Annotated in this window: 13 protein-coding genes; 9 read left to right on the top strand and 4 right to left on the bottom strand. The window is 71.7% G+C overall.

Annotation, left to right across the window (positions count from 1 at the left end):
- Nucleotides 1-696: 696 nt before the first annotated feature.
- Nucleotides 697-1,602, bottom strand: coding sequence for a LysR family transcriptional regulator (locus ACR68M_RS01550; RefSeq protein ID WP_441248540.1), 906 nt, complete (start codon nucleotides 1,600-1,602; stop codon nucleotides 697-699).
- A 139-nt stretch (nucleotides 1,603-1,741) separates the two neighbouring features.
- Here ACR68M_RS01550 and ACR68M_RS01545 point away from each other — a divergent pair, with 139 nt between their 5' ends.
- The 6 genes from ACR68M_RS01545 to ACR68M_RS01520 all read left to right on the top strand — a co-directional run bounded on the left by ACR68M_RS01545 (nucleotide 1,742) and on the right by ACR68M_RS01520 (nucleotide 8,207).
- Nucleotides 1,742-2,545, top strand: coding sequence for an inositol monophosphatase family protein (locus ACR68M_RS01545; RefSeq protein ID WP_441248539.1), 804 nt, complete (start codon nucleotides 1,742-1,744; stop codon nucleotides 2,543-2,545).
- A gap of 46 nt (nucleotides 2,546-2,591) precedes the next feature.
- Complete coding sequence (locus ACR68M_RS01540) at nucleotides 2,592-3,188, top strand: NADPH-dependent F420 reductase (RefSeq protein ID WP_441248538.1); 597 nt, start codon at nucleotides 2,592-2,594, stop codon at nucleotides 3,186-3,188.
- A 257-nt stretch (nucleotides 3,189-3,445) separates the two neighbouring features.
- On the top strand, nucleotides 3,446-5,260 hold the full coding sequence (locus tag ACR68M_RS01535; protein WP_441248537.1) for a serine/threonine-protein kinase: 1,815 nt from the start codon (nucleotides 3,446-3,448) through the stop codon (nucleotides 5,258-5,260).
- A gap of 43 nt (nucleotides 5,261-5,303) precedes the next feature.
- Nucleotides 5,304-6,131 (top strand): hypothetical protein, encoded by an 828-nt coding sequence (locus ACR68M_RS01530; protein WP_441248536.1) that lies wholly within the window; start codon nucleotides 5,304-5,306, stop codon nucleotides 6,129-6,131.
- A 55-nt stretch (nucleotides 6,132-6,186) separates the two neighbouring features.
- A complete protein-coding gene (locus ACR68M_RS01525) occupies nucleotides 6,187-6,831 on the top strand; it encodes a hypothetical protein (protein ID WP_441248535.1) in 645 nt (214 codons plus the stop codon).
- Nucleotides 6,832-6,938: 107 nt separating this feature from the next.
- Nucleotides 6,939-8,207 carry a globin domain-containing protein gene (locus ACR68M_RS01520; RefSeq protein WP_441248534.1) on the top strand — a complete coding sequence of 423 codons (1,269 nt, stop codon included), beginning with the start codon at nucleotides 6,939-6,941 and terminating at the stop codon, nucleotides 8,205-8,207.
- 114 nt (nucleotides 8,208-8,321) lie between these two features.
- Here ACR68M_RS01520 and ACR68M_RS01515 read toward each other — a convergent pair whose 3' ends face one another.
- The gene (locus ACR68M_RS01515) at nucleotides 8,322-10,565 is read right to left on the bottom strand and encodes an MMPL family transporter (protein ID WP_441248533.1); all 2,244 of its coding nucleotides are present in this window, start codon (nucleotides 10,563-10,565) and stop codon (nucleotides 8,322-8,324) included.
- 170 nt (nucleotides 10,566-10,735) lie between these two features.
- Between ACR68M_RS01515 and ACR68M_RS01510 the strand changes: the two genes are divergently transcribed.
- Entirely contained in the window at nucleotides 10,736-11,410 is a 675-nt protein-coding gene (locus ACR68M_RS01510) for a TetR/AcrR family transcriptional regulator (protein ID WP_441248532.1), read from the top strand.
- A gap of 66 nt (nucleotides 11,411-11,476) precedes the next feature.
- Here ACR68M_RS01510 and ACR68M_RS01505 read toward each other — a convergent pair whose 3' ends face one another.
- Nucleotides 11,477-12,262: an HAD family acid phosphatase gene (locus tag ACR68M_RS01505; protein WP_441248531.1), complete on the bottom strand. Its 786-nt coding sequence runs from the start codon at nucleotides 12,260-12,262 to the stop codon at nucleotides 11,477-11,479.
- Between the two features lie 238 nt (nucleotides 12,263-12,500).
- Here ACR68M_RS01505 and ACR68M_RS01500 point away from each other — a divergent pair, with 238 nt between their 5' ends.
- Nucleotides 12,501-13,496 carry an aldo/keto reductase gene (locus ACR68M_RS01500; RefSeq protein WP_441248530.1) on the top strand — a complete coding sequence of 332 codons (996 nt, stop codon included), beginning with the start codon at nucleotides 12,501-12,503 and terminating at the stop codon, nucleotides 13,494-13,496.
- 6 nt (nucleotides 13,497-13,502) lie between these two features.
- Here the strand turns inward: ACR68M_RS01500 and ACR68M_RS01495 are convergent, their stop codons facing one another.
- Nucleotides 13,503-14,174, bottom strand: coding sequence for a hypothetical protein (locus tag ACR68M_RS01495; protein WP_441248529.1), 672 nt, complete (start codon nucleotides 14,172-14,174; stop codon nucleotides 13,503-13,505).
- 324 nt (nucleotides 14,175-14,498) lie between these two features.
- Here ACR68M_RS01495 and ACR68M_RS01490 point away from each other — a divergent pair, with 324 nt between their 5' ends.
- Nucleotides 14,499-15,335: a hypothetical protein gene (locus ACR68M_RS01490; RefSeq protein WP_441248528.1), complete on the top strand. Its 837-nt coding sequence runs from the start codon at nucleotides 14,499-14,501 to the stop codon at nucleotides 15,333-15,335.
- Nucleotides 15,336-15,382: the final 47 nt, after the last annotated feature.

Genomic DNA, 15,382 nt, shown 5'->3' with positions numbered 1-15,382 from the left:
TGTGCGTACTGCGGGCCTGCGTCGGGTGGCTGTGACCGGTGTGGGCGCTCTTGCTCGGGTGCCTGCTGCTTCAGGTACGCCGGGGTCGCGAACTGGCAGGCTCGCTGATGCGGGCTTCGAGGTCGGCGACGCTGCGGTCTTGGAAGCGGAGGTTGGAGCGGGCCGCTGAGGCGTTCGTCGAGGGTGCCGTTGTCGGCGGTGAGTTGGCGTAGGCGCTGCTTGAGGGTGGTGTTCTCCGTGGCGATCCGCCGAATGGCATCCTGGGTCCACTCGGATTCCAAGTCCCGGATATGGCCGGTCAGTTCGCCGATTCGAGAGCGCCGGGTGAGGATTTCAGCGTGCGCCGCCTTGAGGGCGTACTCGGCGTTCAGGGCCCGTTCGCGCGAGCTGTCCTCCTGGTGGTCGTCCTCCCTCAGGTTCGCGCCTCGTGCACAGGCCGACAGTCCAGCCCGTGTCGCTCCTCTCGACCGAGACATCGAGCTGGCCGGCGGCTGAAGCGGTGGCGTCCGTCTCGGGGCCGAATGCGACCAGCCCCGCAGCCACATCGGTGCCGAGCTCCGTCGACGCTCCAGCCGCAGGTGATGACACCAGCGAGCTGGTCGGTGAGAGTCTGTGGGTTACCGAATGCGTCGCGGAGGCAGTGCTGACGGACCCGTCGGCGTCGGTGATCGAGACGACGAGGCTGTGCGGCGTCGGCTATGACGCTCCGCACACGGCCAGTGCTGTTCGTGCAAGTGTGCGCAGCCAGGTGTGGGCGTGGTCGGTGTCGTAGCGCTGGTGCCATGACAGGTACACCGGTGCCGGGGGGAGTTCGAGCGGCAGGCGGAGTACGGCCAGGCCGAGGTCGGCGGCCGTGGTGCGGGTGGTGATTTCGGGGACGGTGATCAGGAGGTCGGTGCCGCGCGCGAACTGCAGCGCGGCTGCTTCGGTGGGGGCGGCGGCCACCACGTGGCGGGTGAGGCCGAGCCGGGTGAGGGCGTTGTCGAGGGCGCTGCTGAGGTTTCCGCGTCGCGAGACGGTGACGTGTTCGGCGGCGGCGTACTGCTGTGCGGTGACGGTTCGGGCGCGGGTGAGGGGGTGTCCCTGCCGCACGACGGCGACGAGGCGGGTCTCGCCCACGTGCTCGGCGCGGATGTCAGGGGCGCTCGGGGGGTTGGCGTTCGCCTCCAGATCGACCTCGCCGCGTCGCAGTTCGGGGGTGTCGGTGCTCGATTCCGCGACGAAGCGCAGTCGCACGCCCGGCGCCTCTCGGCGTACGGCCGCGAGCAGCGCGGGGCCGCTGAGGGCGACCAGGGAATCGTGCCAGCGGAGTGTGAAAGTGCGTTCCAGCGTTGCCGGATCGAGTTCACGGCTCGGTGCCAGCACGCCCCGGACCTGGTCCAGCAGCTCGTGCACCTGTGCCCGGACGGCGACCGCGTAGGGCGTCGGGGTCATGGTGCGGCCGGTGCGGACCAGGATCTGGTCCCCGGTCGTGCGCCGGATGCGGCCCAGACTCCGGCTCATCGCGGGGGCGGTGACGTGCAGGCGGGCGGCCGCACCGGCCACGCTGCCTTCCTCCAGCAGCGCGTCGAGCGCGGTGAGCAGATTCAGATCCAATTGCATGGGAGTAATCCCAGCCGTGCTTGACATGCACTTGATGTTAATGCAGGGCGGGCATAGCGTCGTCACCACGGCGCAGGACGGAACGCACGGCCTGGCCCGAATCCTCTTCAACACCCCTTGCTCAGACGGGAGTACCACCATGTCCGAAACGCTTCAGACCACCGACGCCGACCTGCTGGACCGGACCGCGGCCGCCGTGCGTGAGGCCGGTGCGGCACTGCGCGAGCGGTTCGGCGAGGTGGTCCCCTACCGGACCCGTGAAGAGCTGATGAGCGCGCTCGCCGCCAACGACGGCACTGCTCTCGACATCCTGCGCCCCCGCCTCACGAGCCTGCGCCCGGACGCAGGATGGGTGGAGGACGAGCTGGACGGCGGGGCGCTGCCGTCCGGCGAGTGGTGGGTCGTCGATCCGGCCGAGGGCAACGTCAACCACCTGCGCGCCCTGCCCGAATGGGCGGTGACCGCCACCCTCGTGCGCGACAACCAGCCGGTGCTCACTGTGGTCCACCTGCCGCTGACCGGCGAGACCTACACAGCGCTCGCCGGCGCGGGCGCCCACCTCGACGGCCGGCCCCTGCACGTCTCCCAGGCCGCGGACCTCGGCCTGAGCGTCGTGGCCACCAGCCAGGCCCGGCCCGACGAGGACGAGGACGTCGTCCGGCGCGTCGGCTCCTCGATCACCGCGATGCTCATCGACGCACTCGTCGTCCGCGTCGCCGTGCCCGCGACCCTGCACCTGGTGAACGTGGCCGCCGGCCGGCTCGACGCCTTCTGGCAGTTCGCCGGCGCCCGCGCGGACCTGCTGCCCGGCGCGCTCCTCGTCACCGAGGCCGGCGGACGGATCTCCGACGCCGAGGGCCGTCCCTGGACCCCGCAGAGCGCCGGCTTCCTGGCCGCCGCGCCCGGCGTCCACGCCCAGGCCGTCGCCACCCTCGCACGCTGACCGAACACCACCCCCACCCGCACACACGACAGGGGACCACACCCTCATGACCACGATCGCAGTACTCGGAAACGGCCGCGTCGGCGGCAACCTGGCCGCCGCCCTCACCCGAGCAGGGCACGAGGTGACCGTCGCGGACCGCACACCGGGCGCCGCCGCCGACGCCGCCCGACGCGCCCGGATCGTCATCAACGCCACCCCGGGCGCCGGCTCCCTGGAACGGCTCGCCGCCCTGCGCGACGAACTGCGCGGCACCATCCTCGTCGACGTCTCCAACGCCACCACCGACGGACCGGACGGCCTGCCCGCCGACCTGCTCTACCCCGGCTCGAGCCTGGCCGAGCAACTCCAGGAAGCACTCCCCGAAACACACGTCGTCAAGACCCTCAACACCATGCTCTTCCCGGTGATGACCGCCCCGGCCACGCTCACCCAGACGCCCACCGTGTTCCTCTCCGGCGAGGACCCCGAGGCCAAGCAGACCGTCCGCGGACTCCTCACCGCCCTCGGCTGGCACGACGAATGGATCACCGACCTCGGCGGGATCCGGACCGCCCGCGCGACGGAGGCCGCGATCCTGTTCGTACCCCACGTGATCCGCGCCGGCGGATTCGTCCCCTTCGCGATCTCGATCACCCGGTAGCCGCCCCGTTCGACGCACCCGGCGCGCGTCGTACAATTCGCCGCCGGGCGGCTGCGCGTTCGGGCTACCGGTCGGCCGAGGAGCCCAACTCGCCTGTGTGCGAAGGGTTTTGCGGGTGCATGCGAAGCATCCGAATCGTGACCTGCGATCCGTCCCGGACGGGAACCCGGGGCCCTGACGTTGGCGTCGCCGACATCGCCGGGGCACGTCTCGGTGCAGCTCGCCCGACCCGAGAGAGACCAGGAGAGAGACTGCGAATGAATGGCCAGACCGAGGGCGCACCGGCGGATACCGACGACATGTGGACGCTGCCCGGCTACACCCACGAGCGCGAGCTCGGCGCCGGGGCGAGCGGGCGGGTGATGCTGGCCCGGCACGACTCCACCGGCACCCGGGTCGCCGTCAAGTACCTGAGCGCGGCGGTCGGTGACACCGACTCCTTCCGCAACGAGGCCGTGCTGCTCGGCGGCCTGCGCTCGCCCCAGGTGGCCGCGCTGTACGAGTACGTGGAGAGCCCCCAGGGCGCCGCGATCGTGATGGAGCTGGTGGACGGTGTCGCGCTGCGCAGGCTGCTGAGCCAGGAGGGCGCCACCTCGCCGGAGGCGGCGCTGGTGGTGCTCAAAGGGTCCCTGCAGGGTCTGGCCGCCGCGCACGCGGCCGGTGTGGTGCACCGCGACTACAAGCCGGAGAACGTCCTGGTCGCGGCCGACGGCTCGTCCAAGCTGGTGGACTTCGGCATCGCGGTACGCAGCGGCGAGCGGCCCGACCTCGCCGGCACGCCCGTCTACATGGCCCCCGAACAGTGGGCGGGCGAGCCGGCCTCGCCGTCCGGCGACGTGTATGCGGCCACGGCGACCTTCTTCGAGTGCCTCACCGGCACCAAGCCCTACCGGGGTACGACGCTCGTCGAACTGGCGATCAAGCACACCGAGGCGCCCATCCCCGACGAGTTGGCGCCGGAGCCGGTCCGGCCGCTGATCCGGGCCGGCCTGGCGAAGACACCCGGGGAACGCCCGCAGAGCGCGGCCGCGCTGGTCGAGGAGCTCGAACGGGTGGCGCGATCCGAGTACGGCGAGGACTGGGAGGAGCGCGGGCGAGGGGCGCTCGCGGCGCTGGTGGCGCTGCTGCCCCTGCTGCTCCCGTCCGGCGGCGGTGCGAGTGCGGGCGGCACCTCGCTGGCCACCACGGTGCTGGGCGGCGGCGCGGACCAGGCTTCGGCCGCTGCCGACGTCGAGACCGCACGGCGTCCTCGGCTGAGCCGACGGGCCCGCATCGCGGCCGGTGCTGCGGGCGTCACGCTGGTCGCCGGGGCGATGGCCGGAATCGCGGCCGCCAACAGCGTGGATGCCGCACACGTGACGCCCGTGGCCGCTCCGGCACCGCAACTCACGACCTCGCTGGCGCCTGGCGCGAGTGCGTCCTCGGCCGGGCCGTCCACGAGCGGTTCACCCTCCGCGGCGGCGTCGGCGTCGGTGTCGGCGACGTCATCGGTGTCGGCGTCGGCGTCGCCATCGACGAGTGCCACGCCCGGTGCGCCGGCAACTCCCACCGCCCAGACCGGGCCGACCGCCGGGGGCCCGACCGTCACCGACGCACCTGCTCCGGCCCCCGGGCCGGTGACGAATCCGCCGGCCACCACCTGGAGCCCGACTCCGCCGAGCCCGTCGACGCCCGCGCCGTCCCCGTCCACGCCGTCCCCGTCCACGCCCTCGCTGTCCCCGACGCCGCCCCCGCCGCCCCCGACGCCGCTGCGCGTCATTTCGCTGACCATCTCCGGGTACGGCTGCTACGGGAACTACGGCACCCAGGCCACCGTCAAGGTCACCACCGACGGCGCCAACACCGGCACGCTGACGCTCAGTTGGATGGACGGCGGGTCGTCCCGGAAGGTCGTCGCGACCCAGAGCCTCACGCTCGCCAAGGGTCAGACCAGCGCGTCGTTCCCCGTCAGCCACACCTTCGCGGACAACGCGACCGCGTGGGGCCTGCAGGTCAGCACCAACCCTGCTGCACTCCGGGGCCAGGGCAGCTACCAGGAGGTCTACGCCTACCTGTGCAACCCGCCCCGCTGACCGCCCCCGAGGACCACACCGCACCACCCGCAAGGAAGAGACCATGACCACACCCCAAGAGCGCCCGGCCACGGAGCCCGTCCCGGAGTCGGACCGCACGCTGCGCCTCGACAGACCGTCGCCGCCCGAGCCTGACACCGTCGCCACCGTGAAGTTGGAGCCCACGGCCGCCGCCACGACGGTGCGGCTCACGCCTGCCGTCGTACGCGCCGTCGGCGAGGAAGCCGACAGCGCCACCTTTCTCGCAGCGGAGGCCTGGGCCACCCCCGCCCCCGCCGGGACGACGGCCGGTCTCGAAGCGACCGTCGTGGCTCCGGCGGGGCTGATGGAGCTGACGGATGCGCCCGGGGCCGACGGGCTGCGCCGGTTCGGCCCGGGGGTGCCGAGCGCCACCACGGACGTTCCGGCGCTCGCCGCAGCGGTCTGGCACGGCACCGTCCGGCCCGGCGAGTCGGTGGCCGCGGAAGCCCCGCGGCCACGCCGGAGGCGGCTGGGGTGGCTGCTGCCGCTGCTGGTCCTGCTCGCCGTGCTGGGCTATCTGGCCTGGCAGAGCTCCGCGCAGGCACTCTCGGTGACCGCGGTCTCGGTCCGCACGGACTCGGCGGGCCCGGCCTGCAACGGCACCGCGACGGTCATCGGCACCCTGCGGACCGAAGGCCGGGCCGGCACGGTCTCCTACCGCTGGCGCCGCAGCGACGGTACGGTCTCCGCCGACCTCGCCCAGCCGGTGCCGAACGGCAGCCACCAGACGGATGTGGTGCTCCGCTGGACCTTCGAGGGCAAGGGAGCCATGGCGGCCACGGCGACCCTGGAGGTCTTCTCCCCGGACTCCCGTACCGCCTCGGCCTCCTTCACCTACTCCTGCCACTGAGCCACGCTCCGAGGAAGGCCGCGCGCGGGCGTCCCCGCTGCGGGACGATGCCGTCATGGACACCGAGACGGTCGTACGTACCCGCCGCGCCCTGCATGCGGTGGCCGAGCTGGTCCTGGCCGGTCCGCAGTACCGAGTCAGCGGGACGATCCGGCTGCACGCCTGCGCAGGCGGCTTCGCCACCGGCGCCGAGCCGCAGCTACGTGTGATCGGCGCGGAGCTGGTCGGGGCCGGGCAGGCGCTGTCCCTCGAATGGACCACCTGCACTGCGCTCGGCGCTGCCCTCGGGCTCACGGTCGGTGCTCCCGCCGGGCTTTACGAGGACGGGCCGGGCATCGCCGTCGGCGACGCGATCGAGGTGGACGCGTCCGCCGCTCGCTGGCTCGGGCAGTGCTTCGCGCTCGGCGACGCCGCGCTGCGCGGGCTGTTCCCGACCGCCGACCCGGTCATCTGGCCCGAGCACTTCGACATCGGGGTGACCGTCGACGGGGTCAACTACGGCGTCTCGCCCGGAGACGCGTTCCAGCCGGAGCCGTACGCGTACGTCGGCCCGCACGCCCCGCAGCAGGGTGAGTTCTGGAACGCGCCGTTCGGTGCCGCCCGGACGATCCGTGAACTCGGCGGCGCCATCGGCATCATGGCCTTTCTGGAGGAGGGTCGCCTGCTTTCCTCAAATGAGCAGTCGTCAGATTTTCCGTAATCCCCCGCTATACTTGCGGGTATTTTCTTTCACGAGTAATTCACCGAATTCTGCTTGCTCGATGCATTGTCGACATGGGCAGAATGTGGGCCGTATCTTGCCCTGTGGTGAACAGCTCTCGGCGCGAGGAGCTGGTGAAAGAGCTGGATGAGGAGAGTCGTACAATGAGGGTCCGCGCCAATACCGACGCCGTCCTGTCGGCCCACGAGATCGCCCTGATCCGGGCGAGCGTGGATGTGGTGGCACCGCACGTCGCAGCTCTGCCGGAGCACTTCTACGGGGTGCTGTTCAGCCGCTACCCCAGTGCCCGTGGCCTTTTCCCGCCGGAGATGGACGTGCAGCACGACCGGCTGGTGCGAGCGCTCCTGCTGATCGTGGACCTTGTGGACGACCCGAGGAATCTGGTGCGTTTCTGTGCCGACCTGGGGCGTGATCACCGGAAGTTCGGCACCGAGAGCGCACACTATGCCGCAGTGGGGGAGTGCCTGCTCGCGACGCTGGCGCACTTTGCGGGCCCTGCCTGGACCGAGGACGTCGCCACCGCCTGGGCTCGGGCCTACGCGGCGGTCGCGCAGGCCATGGACCACGCCGCCACGGCCGACGCCGCCGAACGGCCGGCCGTCTGGAATGCGGAGATCGTCCACCACCGGTCGTACGGACCCGGCCTCGCGGAGATCACCGTACGGACCGACCAGCCCTATGCGTACAGGGGTGGTCAGTTCGTCAGCATGGAGACACCGTGGTGGCCGAAGGTCTGGCGCTATTTCTCGCCGGCCGGCGCCCCACGGGGGGACGGGACCATCACCTTCCACGTCCGGGCTGTTCCCGGTGGCCGGATCAGCACCGCGCTGGTGCACCAGGCCTCGGTCGGGGACGTCGTCCGGCTGGGGCCCGCCCTCGGTGACATGGTCCTCGACCCGAGGTCGACCCGGGGCGTGGTGTGTGTGGCCGGTGGCACCGGGCTCGCGCCGATCAGGGCGCTGATCGAACAGGCCGCGCTGGACGGTGTGCAGCGGCGGATCGACCTCTTCGTCGGAGCCCGCACCGCAGCTGAGTTCCACGGGCTCGACGACCTCCGCCGCCTGTCCCGGCAGCACCGCTGGCTGGACATCCGCGCGGCGGTCTCGGACGACGTCGCTCCCGTGGGCGGAGGCCGGATGCCCGGTGGCAGCCAACTGCTCAGGGTGCTGGCGGAGTCCGGCCCCTGGCAGGACTGCGACGCGTATCTCAGCGGACCGGGCCCGATGATGATCGCCGCAGGCCGGGTGCTGGGACGCGGCGGAGTGCCCCTCGAGCGTTTTCACCACGACCCGTTCGTGCAGCTCGACATCCCTTCTCCCCGGGCGGTGGTCGGGCCCGGCGCAGGGCCTCGGTGACGGCACCACGACGCCCGCGCATCGGACCGCCGACATCCATGCCGGTGATGATGCCGAAGGGCTGAGGGCTGCGCCGGGCGAGCGGTCGTGGCCTCGCCCGGCTGGGGTCGGCCCCTAGCCGACCGCCGCAGGGGAGCGGGGCGCCGCAGGGGTGGCTGACGGTTGGTAGAAGTCGGCGTGCCCCTCGACGTGGAGTTGGGGCAGGCGCCGGTCCAGCCAGGTCGGCAGCCACCAGTTGCCCTGGCCGAGCAGGTGCATCACGGCCGGTACCAGCAGCAGCCGGACGAGCGTGGCGTCGATCAGGATGGCCGACCCCATGCCGACTCCGATCACCTTGATCGGCAGGTCGGGGGAGGGGATGAAGGCCGCGAACACGGCGACCATGATGGCCGCCGCCGCGGTGATCACCCGTGCGGTGCCGGCCAGGCCGCTGACGATGGACTCGGCGTTGTCGCCCGAGCGCAGCCAGGCTTCGCGCATCCGGCTGACCAGGAACACCTCGTAGTCCATCGAGAGGCCGAACAGGACCGCGAAGGTCAGCACGGGGACGAAGGCGGGCAGCGGGGTGGGGTTGTCGATGCCGATCAGCCGCCCGGCGGTGCCGCCCTGCAGGACGAGGGCGACCACGCCGTACGCGGCCCCGACGGAGAGCAGGTTCATCACGGCGGCCTTGAGGGCGACGGCCAGGCTGCGGAAGGCGACGACCAGCAGGAGCATCGACACCGTGACCACGCCGCCGACGAGCAGCGGGATGCGGCGGGCGATGTTGTCGGTGCTGTCGATCGCGCTGGCGGTCGCCCCGCCGACGTGCACCCGGACGCCGGGGCCTGCGGCGATGGGGAGGACGTGGTCACGGAGGTCACGGACCAGGGCCTTGGTGTCCGTGCTCTGCGGGCCGCTCGACGGAACGACGGTCATCAGCAGCGACCGGCCGTCGGAGCTGGGCGTCGGAGGGGTGACGGCCACGACGCCGGGCACCGCGCGCAGCGTGGCGGGCAGGGCGGCGGCCGCATCCGCGTGGGTGCCGGGGGAGAGCTCGGCGACCAGCAGCAGCGGTCCGTTGCTGCCCGGCCCGAAGCCGGCCGCCACCGTGTCGTACGCCTGCCGGTTGGAGCGACCGGCGGGGTCGTTGCCCGCGTCGGGGAAGCCGAAGCGGACGCCGAGGAAGGGCGCGGCCAGTGCGAGGAGCACGACGACGCCGGTGACGGCGCCGAGCACGCGGTGGCGTTCGACCAGTCGGCTCCAGCGCAGCCAGCCGGGGGACACCGCGTTCGCGGGCTGCGCGGCGCGGCGCCGGGGCAGCGGCAGCCGGAGGCGCTCGATGTGCCGTCCGAGGTAGCCGAGCAGGGCGGGGAAGAGGGTGGCGGAGGCGGCCAGGACGACGAGCACGGAGAGGATCGCCGAGACCGCCGCGCCGCGCATGAACGACAGGCCCATCGCGAACAGGCCGAGCATGCTGACCACCACGGTCAGCCCGGCGACCACGACCGCGCGACCGGCGGTGTCCAGCGCGGCGACCGTCGCGCCCTCTGGCTCCAGACCCTCGGCCCGCCACTCGCGGTAGCGGGTGACCAGGAGCAGTGCGTAGTCGATGCCGACGCCGATGCCGAGCATCGCGGCGAGCGAGGTAGACCAGTCAGGTACCGGCATGATCGCCGCGAGGACGGGCAGCAGGGTGCTGCTGACGGCGAGTCCGCCGATGGCGGTGAGCAGCGGCAGACCGGCGGCCACCACCGAGCCGAAGGTGAGGATCAGGATCAGGGCGGCGGCCGCCATGCCGATGCCCTCCGAGCCGATCGAGCCCTGCTCGGCCTGCTGGACCGTCATGCCGCCGAGGTGCACGTGCAGTCCGCCGTCGGCCGGCCGGGCCAGGTCGAGCAGCCGCTGGGTGTCCGCCTTGGGCATGTCGGGGGCGTTGGCGACGTCGAGGTGGATCTGTCCGAGGGCCGTGCGGCCGTCGGGCGACACCTTGCCGCGCGGACCGTACGGGTCGTCGATGCCGCTGACGTGCGGCACCTCGGTCATCCGGGCGAGCAGGCTCTGCACCCGGGCCCGGTCGGCGGCGTCGGTCAGACCGCCGTCGGAGGACAGCACCAGGCTGATCGTCTCACCGCCCAGCCCGGGGTAGTCCCGGGTCAGCAGCTGCTGGGCCTGCTTGGAGTCCGAGCCAGGGGCGGTGTAGTCCGCGCTGTACTTCCCGCCGAGCCCGGCCGAGAGCCCGAAGGCCGCGCCGACGGCGAGCAGCCACAGCAGCACCGTGCGGCCACGGTTGCGAAAGCTCCAGCCGGCTATTCGGCCGAGCGGGCCGGGTCTGTGCGGGCCTGCGGCCGGCCCGCCACTGCTTGTTTCCTGGGACATGAAGTCCTCCGTACGTCGCGAGGGGCTCTGCCCCAGCAAAGCGTTACGCCTCATAACGCTGTTATGAGGCGTAACGTATCCCTCGACGGGTACGGATTGTCAACGCCGGGGCTGCCGCACGGAGCCGATGGAGAACCGAGCAGATGGAGAACCGAGCCCATGGAGATGAGATGACGGGTGGGTCGACCGAGGTGGGCGGCGGGCCGAGCCGCCGTGAGCGGTTGCGGGCCGGCACCGTGCAGGAGATCAAGCAGGCGGCGCTGGGGCTGATCGCCGAGCACGGCAGCGCGAACCTCCGCTTCACCGACATCGCCCGGAGCATGGGCATGACTCCGCCCGCGCTGTACCGCTACTTCGCCGACCGGGACGAGCTGCTGACCGCGCTGGTCGCCGACTCGTTCGACACCCTGTCGGACGCGCTGACGGCGACCCGGGACACCGTGCCGCCGGACGATCTGGACGGTCGCTTCCTGGCCACCTGTGTGACCTACCGGGCGTGGGCGCTGCGGAATCCGGAGCGCTTCGCCCTCATCTTCGGCTCGCCGGTGCCCGGGTACGCGGCCCCGGCGGACGGCCCGACCGTGGCGGCCGCCCGGCGGGCGATGGAGCACATGGTCGAGCTCGTCACGGCCACGGCCGAGCGCGGCCGGTTCGGCAGCCCGCTGGTGCCCGACGCCGAGGAGGCGACGCTGCTGGCCTGGGCCACCGTGCACGGCTTCGTCACCCTCGAGGCGCACGGTCACCTCGACAAGCTCGACCAGGAGGCACGGGACCGCCTCTTCACCGTGCAGGCCCGCCTCGCCGCCCGCACCGCTGGTCTGGCGCCGCCCGTGGACGGGTCGTGAGCACGACCGGAGGTCATCCGGGCGGCGCGGCAGGGGATGCCCGCCGAGCCGCCGACCTGACCGGGATCAGGGGATGTAGTACATCGGGTTCGGGATCTTGTACGTCCGGTCGGCGTGGCCGCCGGTCAGGTCGCTGTTCTGGTCGCCGAAGTTGGCCACGATCTCGTAGCCGAGGCTCTCGATGTGGGCGCGGGTGCCGGACTTGTACTCGATGGTGGTGCAGGTCGAACCGCAGGGCAGGTACGCCGGCGGGTTCGCCTTGTTCTTCAGGTACAGGTGGGTGGCGTCCGCGGCCGGGTAGCCGACGGCGGCCAGGTTCGCCGCGGTGTCCGAACGCTGCGACTCGGGCCGGCCGGTGAGGAAGAAGACGGTGTAGCCCTGCTGCTCCGCCCACTTCGCCAGGTCGTTCATGCCGAAGACGGCCGGCATGGTCTTGGTGGCGATGTACTGCGCGTTGCCGGCCGGGTTGTAGACGAAGGTCGTCTCCAGCTCGTAGTTGTACGTCGACAGCGAGGTGTCGTCGACGTCGAGCACGATCGCCTTCTTCGGGCCCTTGGTGTGCCGGGCGCGGTTCTGCAGGAACTGCTTGGCGTCCTTCTCGATGCCGGCGACCTGCTGGGCGTAGTTGCTGGTCGGCGACGCCCAGTGCTCGCCCTGCGCGTCGACGGTGTCGCCGTAGTACGCCTTGATGTCGTTGACCTCGAGGGTCATGTTGGTGATCTGACGGTCCGTCCGCGGAGCCCTGGTGTCGGCGAGCGCGAGCCCGCCACCCGCGACCGCGCCGCCGACGACCACGCCGACCGCGAGGGTGGCGAGGGTCCTCGGGCGGCTCCCGAGAGTCTTCCTGACCATGTGCTTCCTCCCCTTGCTGCCGCCCGGCGGGGGAGACGCGAGTCGTCTCCCCGCTGCCTGGGCGCGCACGAATGCGGGATGAACGTACGGGTGGGTAACCGGGCAGGTCAAGCAGATCTACGCGTGACGTCTACGCGCGATGCGGACTCGGGTGATCTCGGGTGACCTCGGTGGATAGGGTCGGAGGCGGACGGGGTGAGCCGCCCCGCCCGCCGGAACCATCGAACGGAGCTCCGCCATGGCGACCGTACCCGCCTCCGGCCCTGCCGCCGGACCGTCGCTCGCACGCTTCGGCCTCGGCACCGCAGCCGTCGGCCGGCCCGGCTACATCACGCTCGGCCGTGACCTCGACCTGCCGGCCGAGCGGAGCGTCGAGGCGTTGCGGGCGCGTACGCACGAGCTGCTCGACGCCGCCTATGCCGCCGGGGTGCGGTACTTCGACACGGCCCGGTCGTACGGCCGGGCCGAGGAGTTCGTCGGCGGGTGGCTGGCCGCCCGGCCGGAGGCGGCGGCCGACGTGGTGGTGGGGAGCAAGTGGGGGTACACCTACACCGCCGACTGGCAGACCTCGGGCGTGCCCGTGCACGAGGTCAAGGAGCACTCGACGGCGGTGTTCGACCGGCAGATCCGGGAGACCAGGGCCCTGTTGGGCTCGCGGCCGGACGTCTACCTGGTGCACTCCGTCACACCGGACAGCCCGGCGCTGACCGACCGCGCGCTGCACGCGCGGTTGGCCGAGCTGGCCGCCGAGGGTGTCCGGGTGGGTCTGTCCACCAGCGGCCCGGCGCAGGGCGAGACCGTCCGGGCGGCGCTCGCGGTGGAGGTGGCGGGCCGTCCGCTGTTCCGAGCCGTCCAGTCCACCTGGAACCTGCTGGAGCCGTCGGCCGGCCAGGCGCTGGCCGAGGCGAGCGCGGCCGGCCTGCTGGTGGTGGTGAAGGAGGGCATGGCCAACGGCCGCCTCGCCGACCGCAACGCCACCGGCTCCGACACGGCCGCACTGCGCGAACTCGCCTCCAGGACAGGCGAGTCCTGCGACGCCATCGCGCTGGCTGCGGTCGCGGCCCAGCCCTGGGCCGACATCGTGCTCTCCGGCGCGGCCACCCCGGCCCAGCTGGCCTCGAACCTCACTGCCGCTCAACTCGACCTCGGCCTCGGCGAGTTGTCCCGCCTGGCGGCGCTCGCCGAGCCCGCCGAGGTGTACTGGAAGACCCGCGCCGCGCTGCCGTGGGCCTGAGCCGGCTCATCCGGACACCACGGTGCGCTCACGCGCCCAGGCCAGGTGGTCCCAGGAGTAGGTCAGGTTGATGCGGCTGTCCAGGAGACTCCCGCCCGGGAAGGAGACGGGCTCGCTGCGGTGCATCACCCGGGCGTCGAAGAGCACGGCCCGGTTGCACCTGTACGGGACCCGCCGGGTCACGGCCCCGCCGCGCTCCCGTACGTACTCCTCGCAGGCGTCGTGCGAGGAGAACTGGGCGTAGGGCATCCGCTCCGGACGCAGGACGTCGTAGAAGCGCATGCCGTCCTGCTCTGCGGTGCTGTCCTGGGGGTCGGGGCTCAGCCAGATGTTCATGCTGTAGGTCGAGTTGTCCGCGTGCATCCTGATGCCGGGGCCGTGGGTCGACGCGATCACCCAGTAGCTGATGATCTTCATGGTGCCCACCAGCGGCCGCAGTGCCCGGCCGAGCTCCGTGCCCGCCCGGATGAAGGCGCGCCCCTGAGGTCTGTTCCGCCGTCTGGCGGTGTCGAACTCCTCCCACGGCGAGTCGTCGGCCAGCTCCCGGCGCAGGGCGTCGACACCCGCCGCGGTGAAGAGACCGTCGAGGACCAGCACCGCGGGTGCGCCGGCGCCCTGGAATTCGGTGATGGTCCGCGACCAGTCCCGCGACGTGAGCATGCGCTCCGGATCAAGCATGTGCAGACCCCTCTCCGAGTTGTCCGTGCTCTCCGGGAGCAGCGTAGGCCGACCACGCCCGGCGGGACAGTGACTATTTCGGCCCACCGGGTCCCTTTCGCCCCTCAGGCCCCACCCGTTCGCGGGACATATTGGCATTATGGGACTTGTCTGGTTTGTTGCGTTTGGTGAAGCTCCGGAATTCTGCGAACAGCACGTAGACGGTGTCAGTCGGCTGCTGCTAGCATCCATTTGGAAACGGACAGATGGCTAACGGGGGCTACGTTCGTGAATGCTACTGGCATACCCATTCCTCATGCGCCACTCACAATCGACGACGACATCGTGTCCGCATTCGTGAGCGACGGGTTCATTCATCTGCGGCAGGCCGTGGATCTCACTCCGGGGTCACGGCTGAACGTCCTGTTCGAGCGCACCCTCCGGCAGGAGGGGCTGTCGCGCGACGGGCGGCTGGTGTGCCCGCCCGGGGTCACCTCGCTGCCGCCCAGCCGGGTGGCGGACATGGCGGTGGTGGCGCCCGTGCTGTGGACGGCGATCTGCGCCCTGCTCGGCGGGGCCGATCGGATCAGGCGGCCCGCACTTCTCAGCAACGCCTTGATCTGCAACTTCCGTACGTCCGAGCTGTCCGACAGCTGGCACGTCGACGGCGACTTCTTCGTGCACCACCCGGACAGCCCCGAGCAGGCGCTCCTCGTCTTCGTCCTGTGGTCCGACGTCGAGGACGGCGAGGGAGCGACCCGGGCGGCGCCGCCGGCCACCGCCGGCATCCTCGGGCATCTCGTCCGGCAGTCGCAGGGGCTGACCAGCGCGGAGATCCCGGCCCGTCGGTTCGCCGTCGCCGACCCCCGGTACGTCTCCCTCACCGGGAAGGCCGGAGACGCCTGGATACTGCATCCACTGACGGTGCACCAGGTGGAGCCGAATCCGCACGGAAGTCCGCGGTTCATCTCCAACCCGGCGGTGGCCCTCGCCGAGCCGATGAACCTGGCCGGGGCGGGGCGGAAATCTCCGCTGGAGGAATTGACCCTCCGCCTGCTGGGGCATTCATGGGAACCCGGGCCGGATTCGGTGAGGCGAACATTCGTCCCCGATCGGATAAACCGCTGGGGCGATGAGGGCACATATACGGACGACTCCTCCGTGGCTCCGCTCCTCCCGTGAAATCCTCCGCGAAATCCTCCGCGAATTCATTCATGGACGAGGTGGCC

The sequence above is a fragment of the Kitasatospora sp. McL0602 genome, from assembly GCF_052076145.1.
Taxonomy (GTDB): Bacteria; Actinomycetota; Actinomycetes; order Streptomycetales; family Streptomycetaceae; genus Kitasatospora.
The sequence above is the reverse complement of the archived record's forward strand: the minus strand, read 5'-3'. Positions and strand labels throughout refer to the sequence as shown.

What these genes read in the sequence shown, in the direction of transcription:
- ACR68M_RS01535 (WP_441248537.1), top strand. Translation starts at nt 3,446, where the DNA reads ATGAATGGCCAGACCGAGGGCGCACCGGCGGATACCGACGACATGTGG.
- ACR68M_RS01530 (WP_441248536.1), top strand. Translation starts at nt 5,304, where the DNA reads ATGACCACACCCCAAGAGCGCCCGGCCACGGAGCCCGTCCCGGAGTCG.
- ACR68M_RS01545 (WP_441248539.1), top strand. Translation starts at nt 1,742, where the DNA reads ATGTCCGAAACGCTTCAGACCACCGACGCCGACCTGCTGGACCGGACC.
- ACR68M_RS01550 (WP_441248540.1), bottom strand. Translation starts at nt 1,602, where the DNA reads ATGCAATTGGATCTGAATCTGCTCACCGCGCTCGACGCGCTGCTGGAG.
- ACR68M_RS01540 (WP_441248538.1), top strand. Translation starts at nt 2,592, where the DNA reads ATGACCACGATCGCAGTACTCGGAAACGGCCGCGTCGGCGGCAACCTG.
- ACR68M_RS01495 (WP_441248529.1), bottom strand. Translation starts at nt 14,174, where the DNA reads ATGCTTGATCCGGAGCGCATGCTCACGTCGCGGGACTGGTCGCGGACC.
- ACR68M_RS01500 (WP_441248530.1), top strand. Translation starts at nt 12,501, where the DNA reads ATGGCGACCGTACCCGCCTCCGGCCCTGCCGCCGGACCGTCGCTCGCA.
- ACR68M_RS01510 (WP_441248532.1), top strand. Translation starts at nt 10,736, where the DNA reads ATGACGGGTGGGTCGACCGAGGTGGGCGGCGGGCCGAGCCGCCGTGAG.
- ACR68M_RS01505 (WP_441248531.1), bottom strand. Translation starts at nt 12,262, where the DNA reads ATGGTCAGGAAGACTCTCGGGAGCCGCCCGAGGACCCTCGCCACCCTC.
- ACR68M_RS01525 (WP_441248535.1), top strand. Translation starts at nt 6,187, where the DNA reads ATGGACACCGAGACGGTCGTACGTACCCGCCGCGCCCTGCATGCGGTG.
- ACR68M_RS01515 (WP_441248533.1), bottom strand. Translation starts at nt 10,565, where the DNA reads ATGTCCCAGGAAACAAGCAGTGGCGGGCCGGCCGCAGGCCCGCACAGA.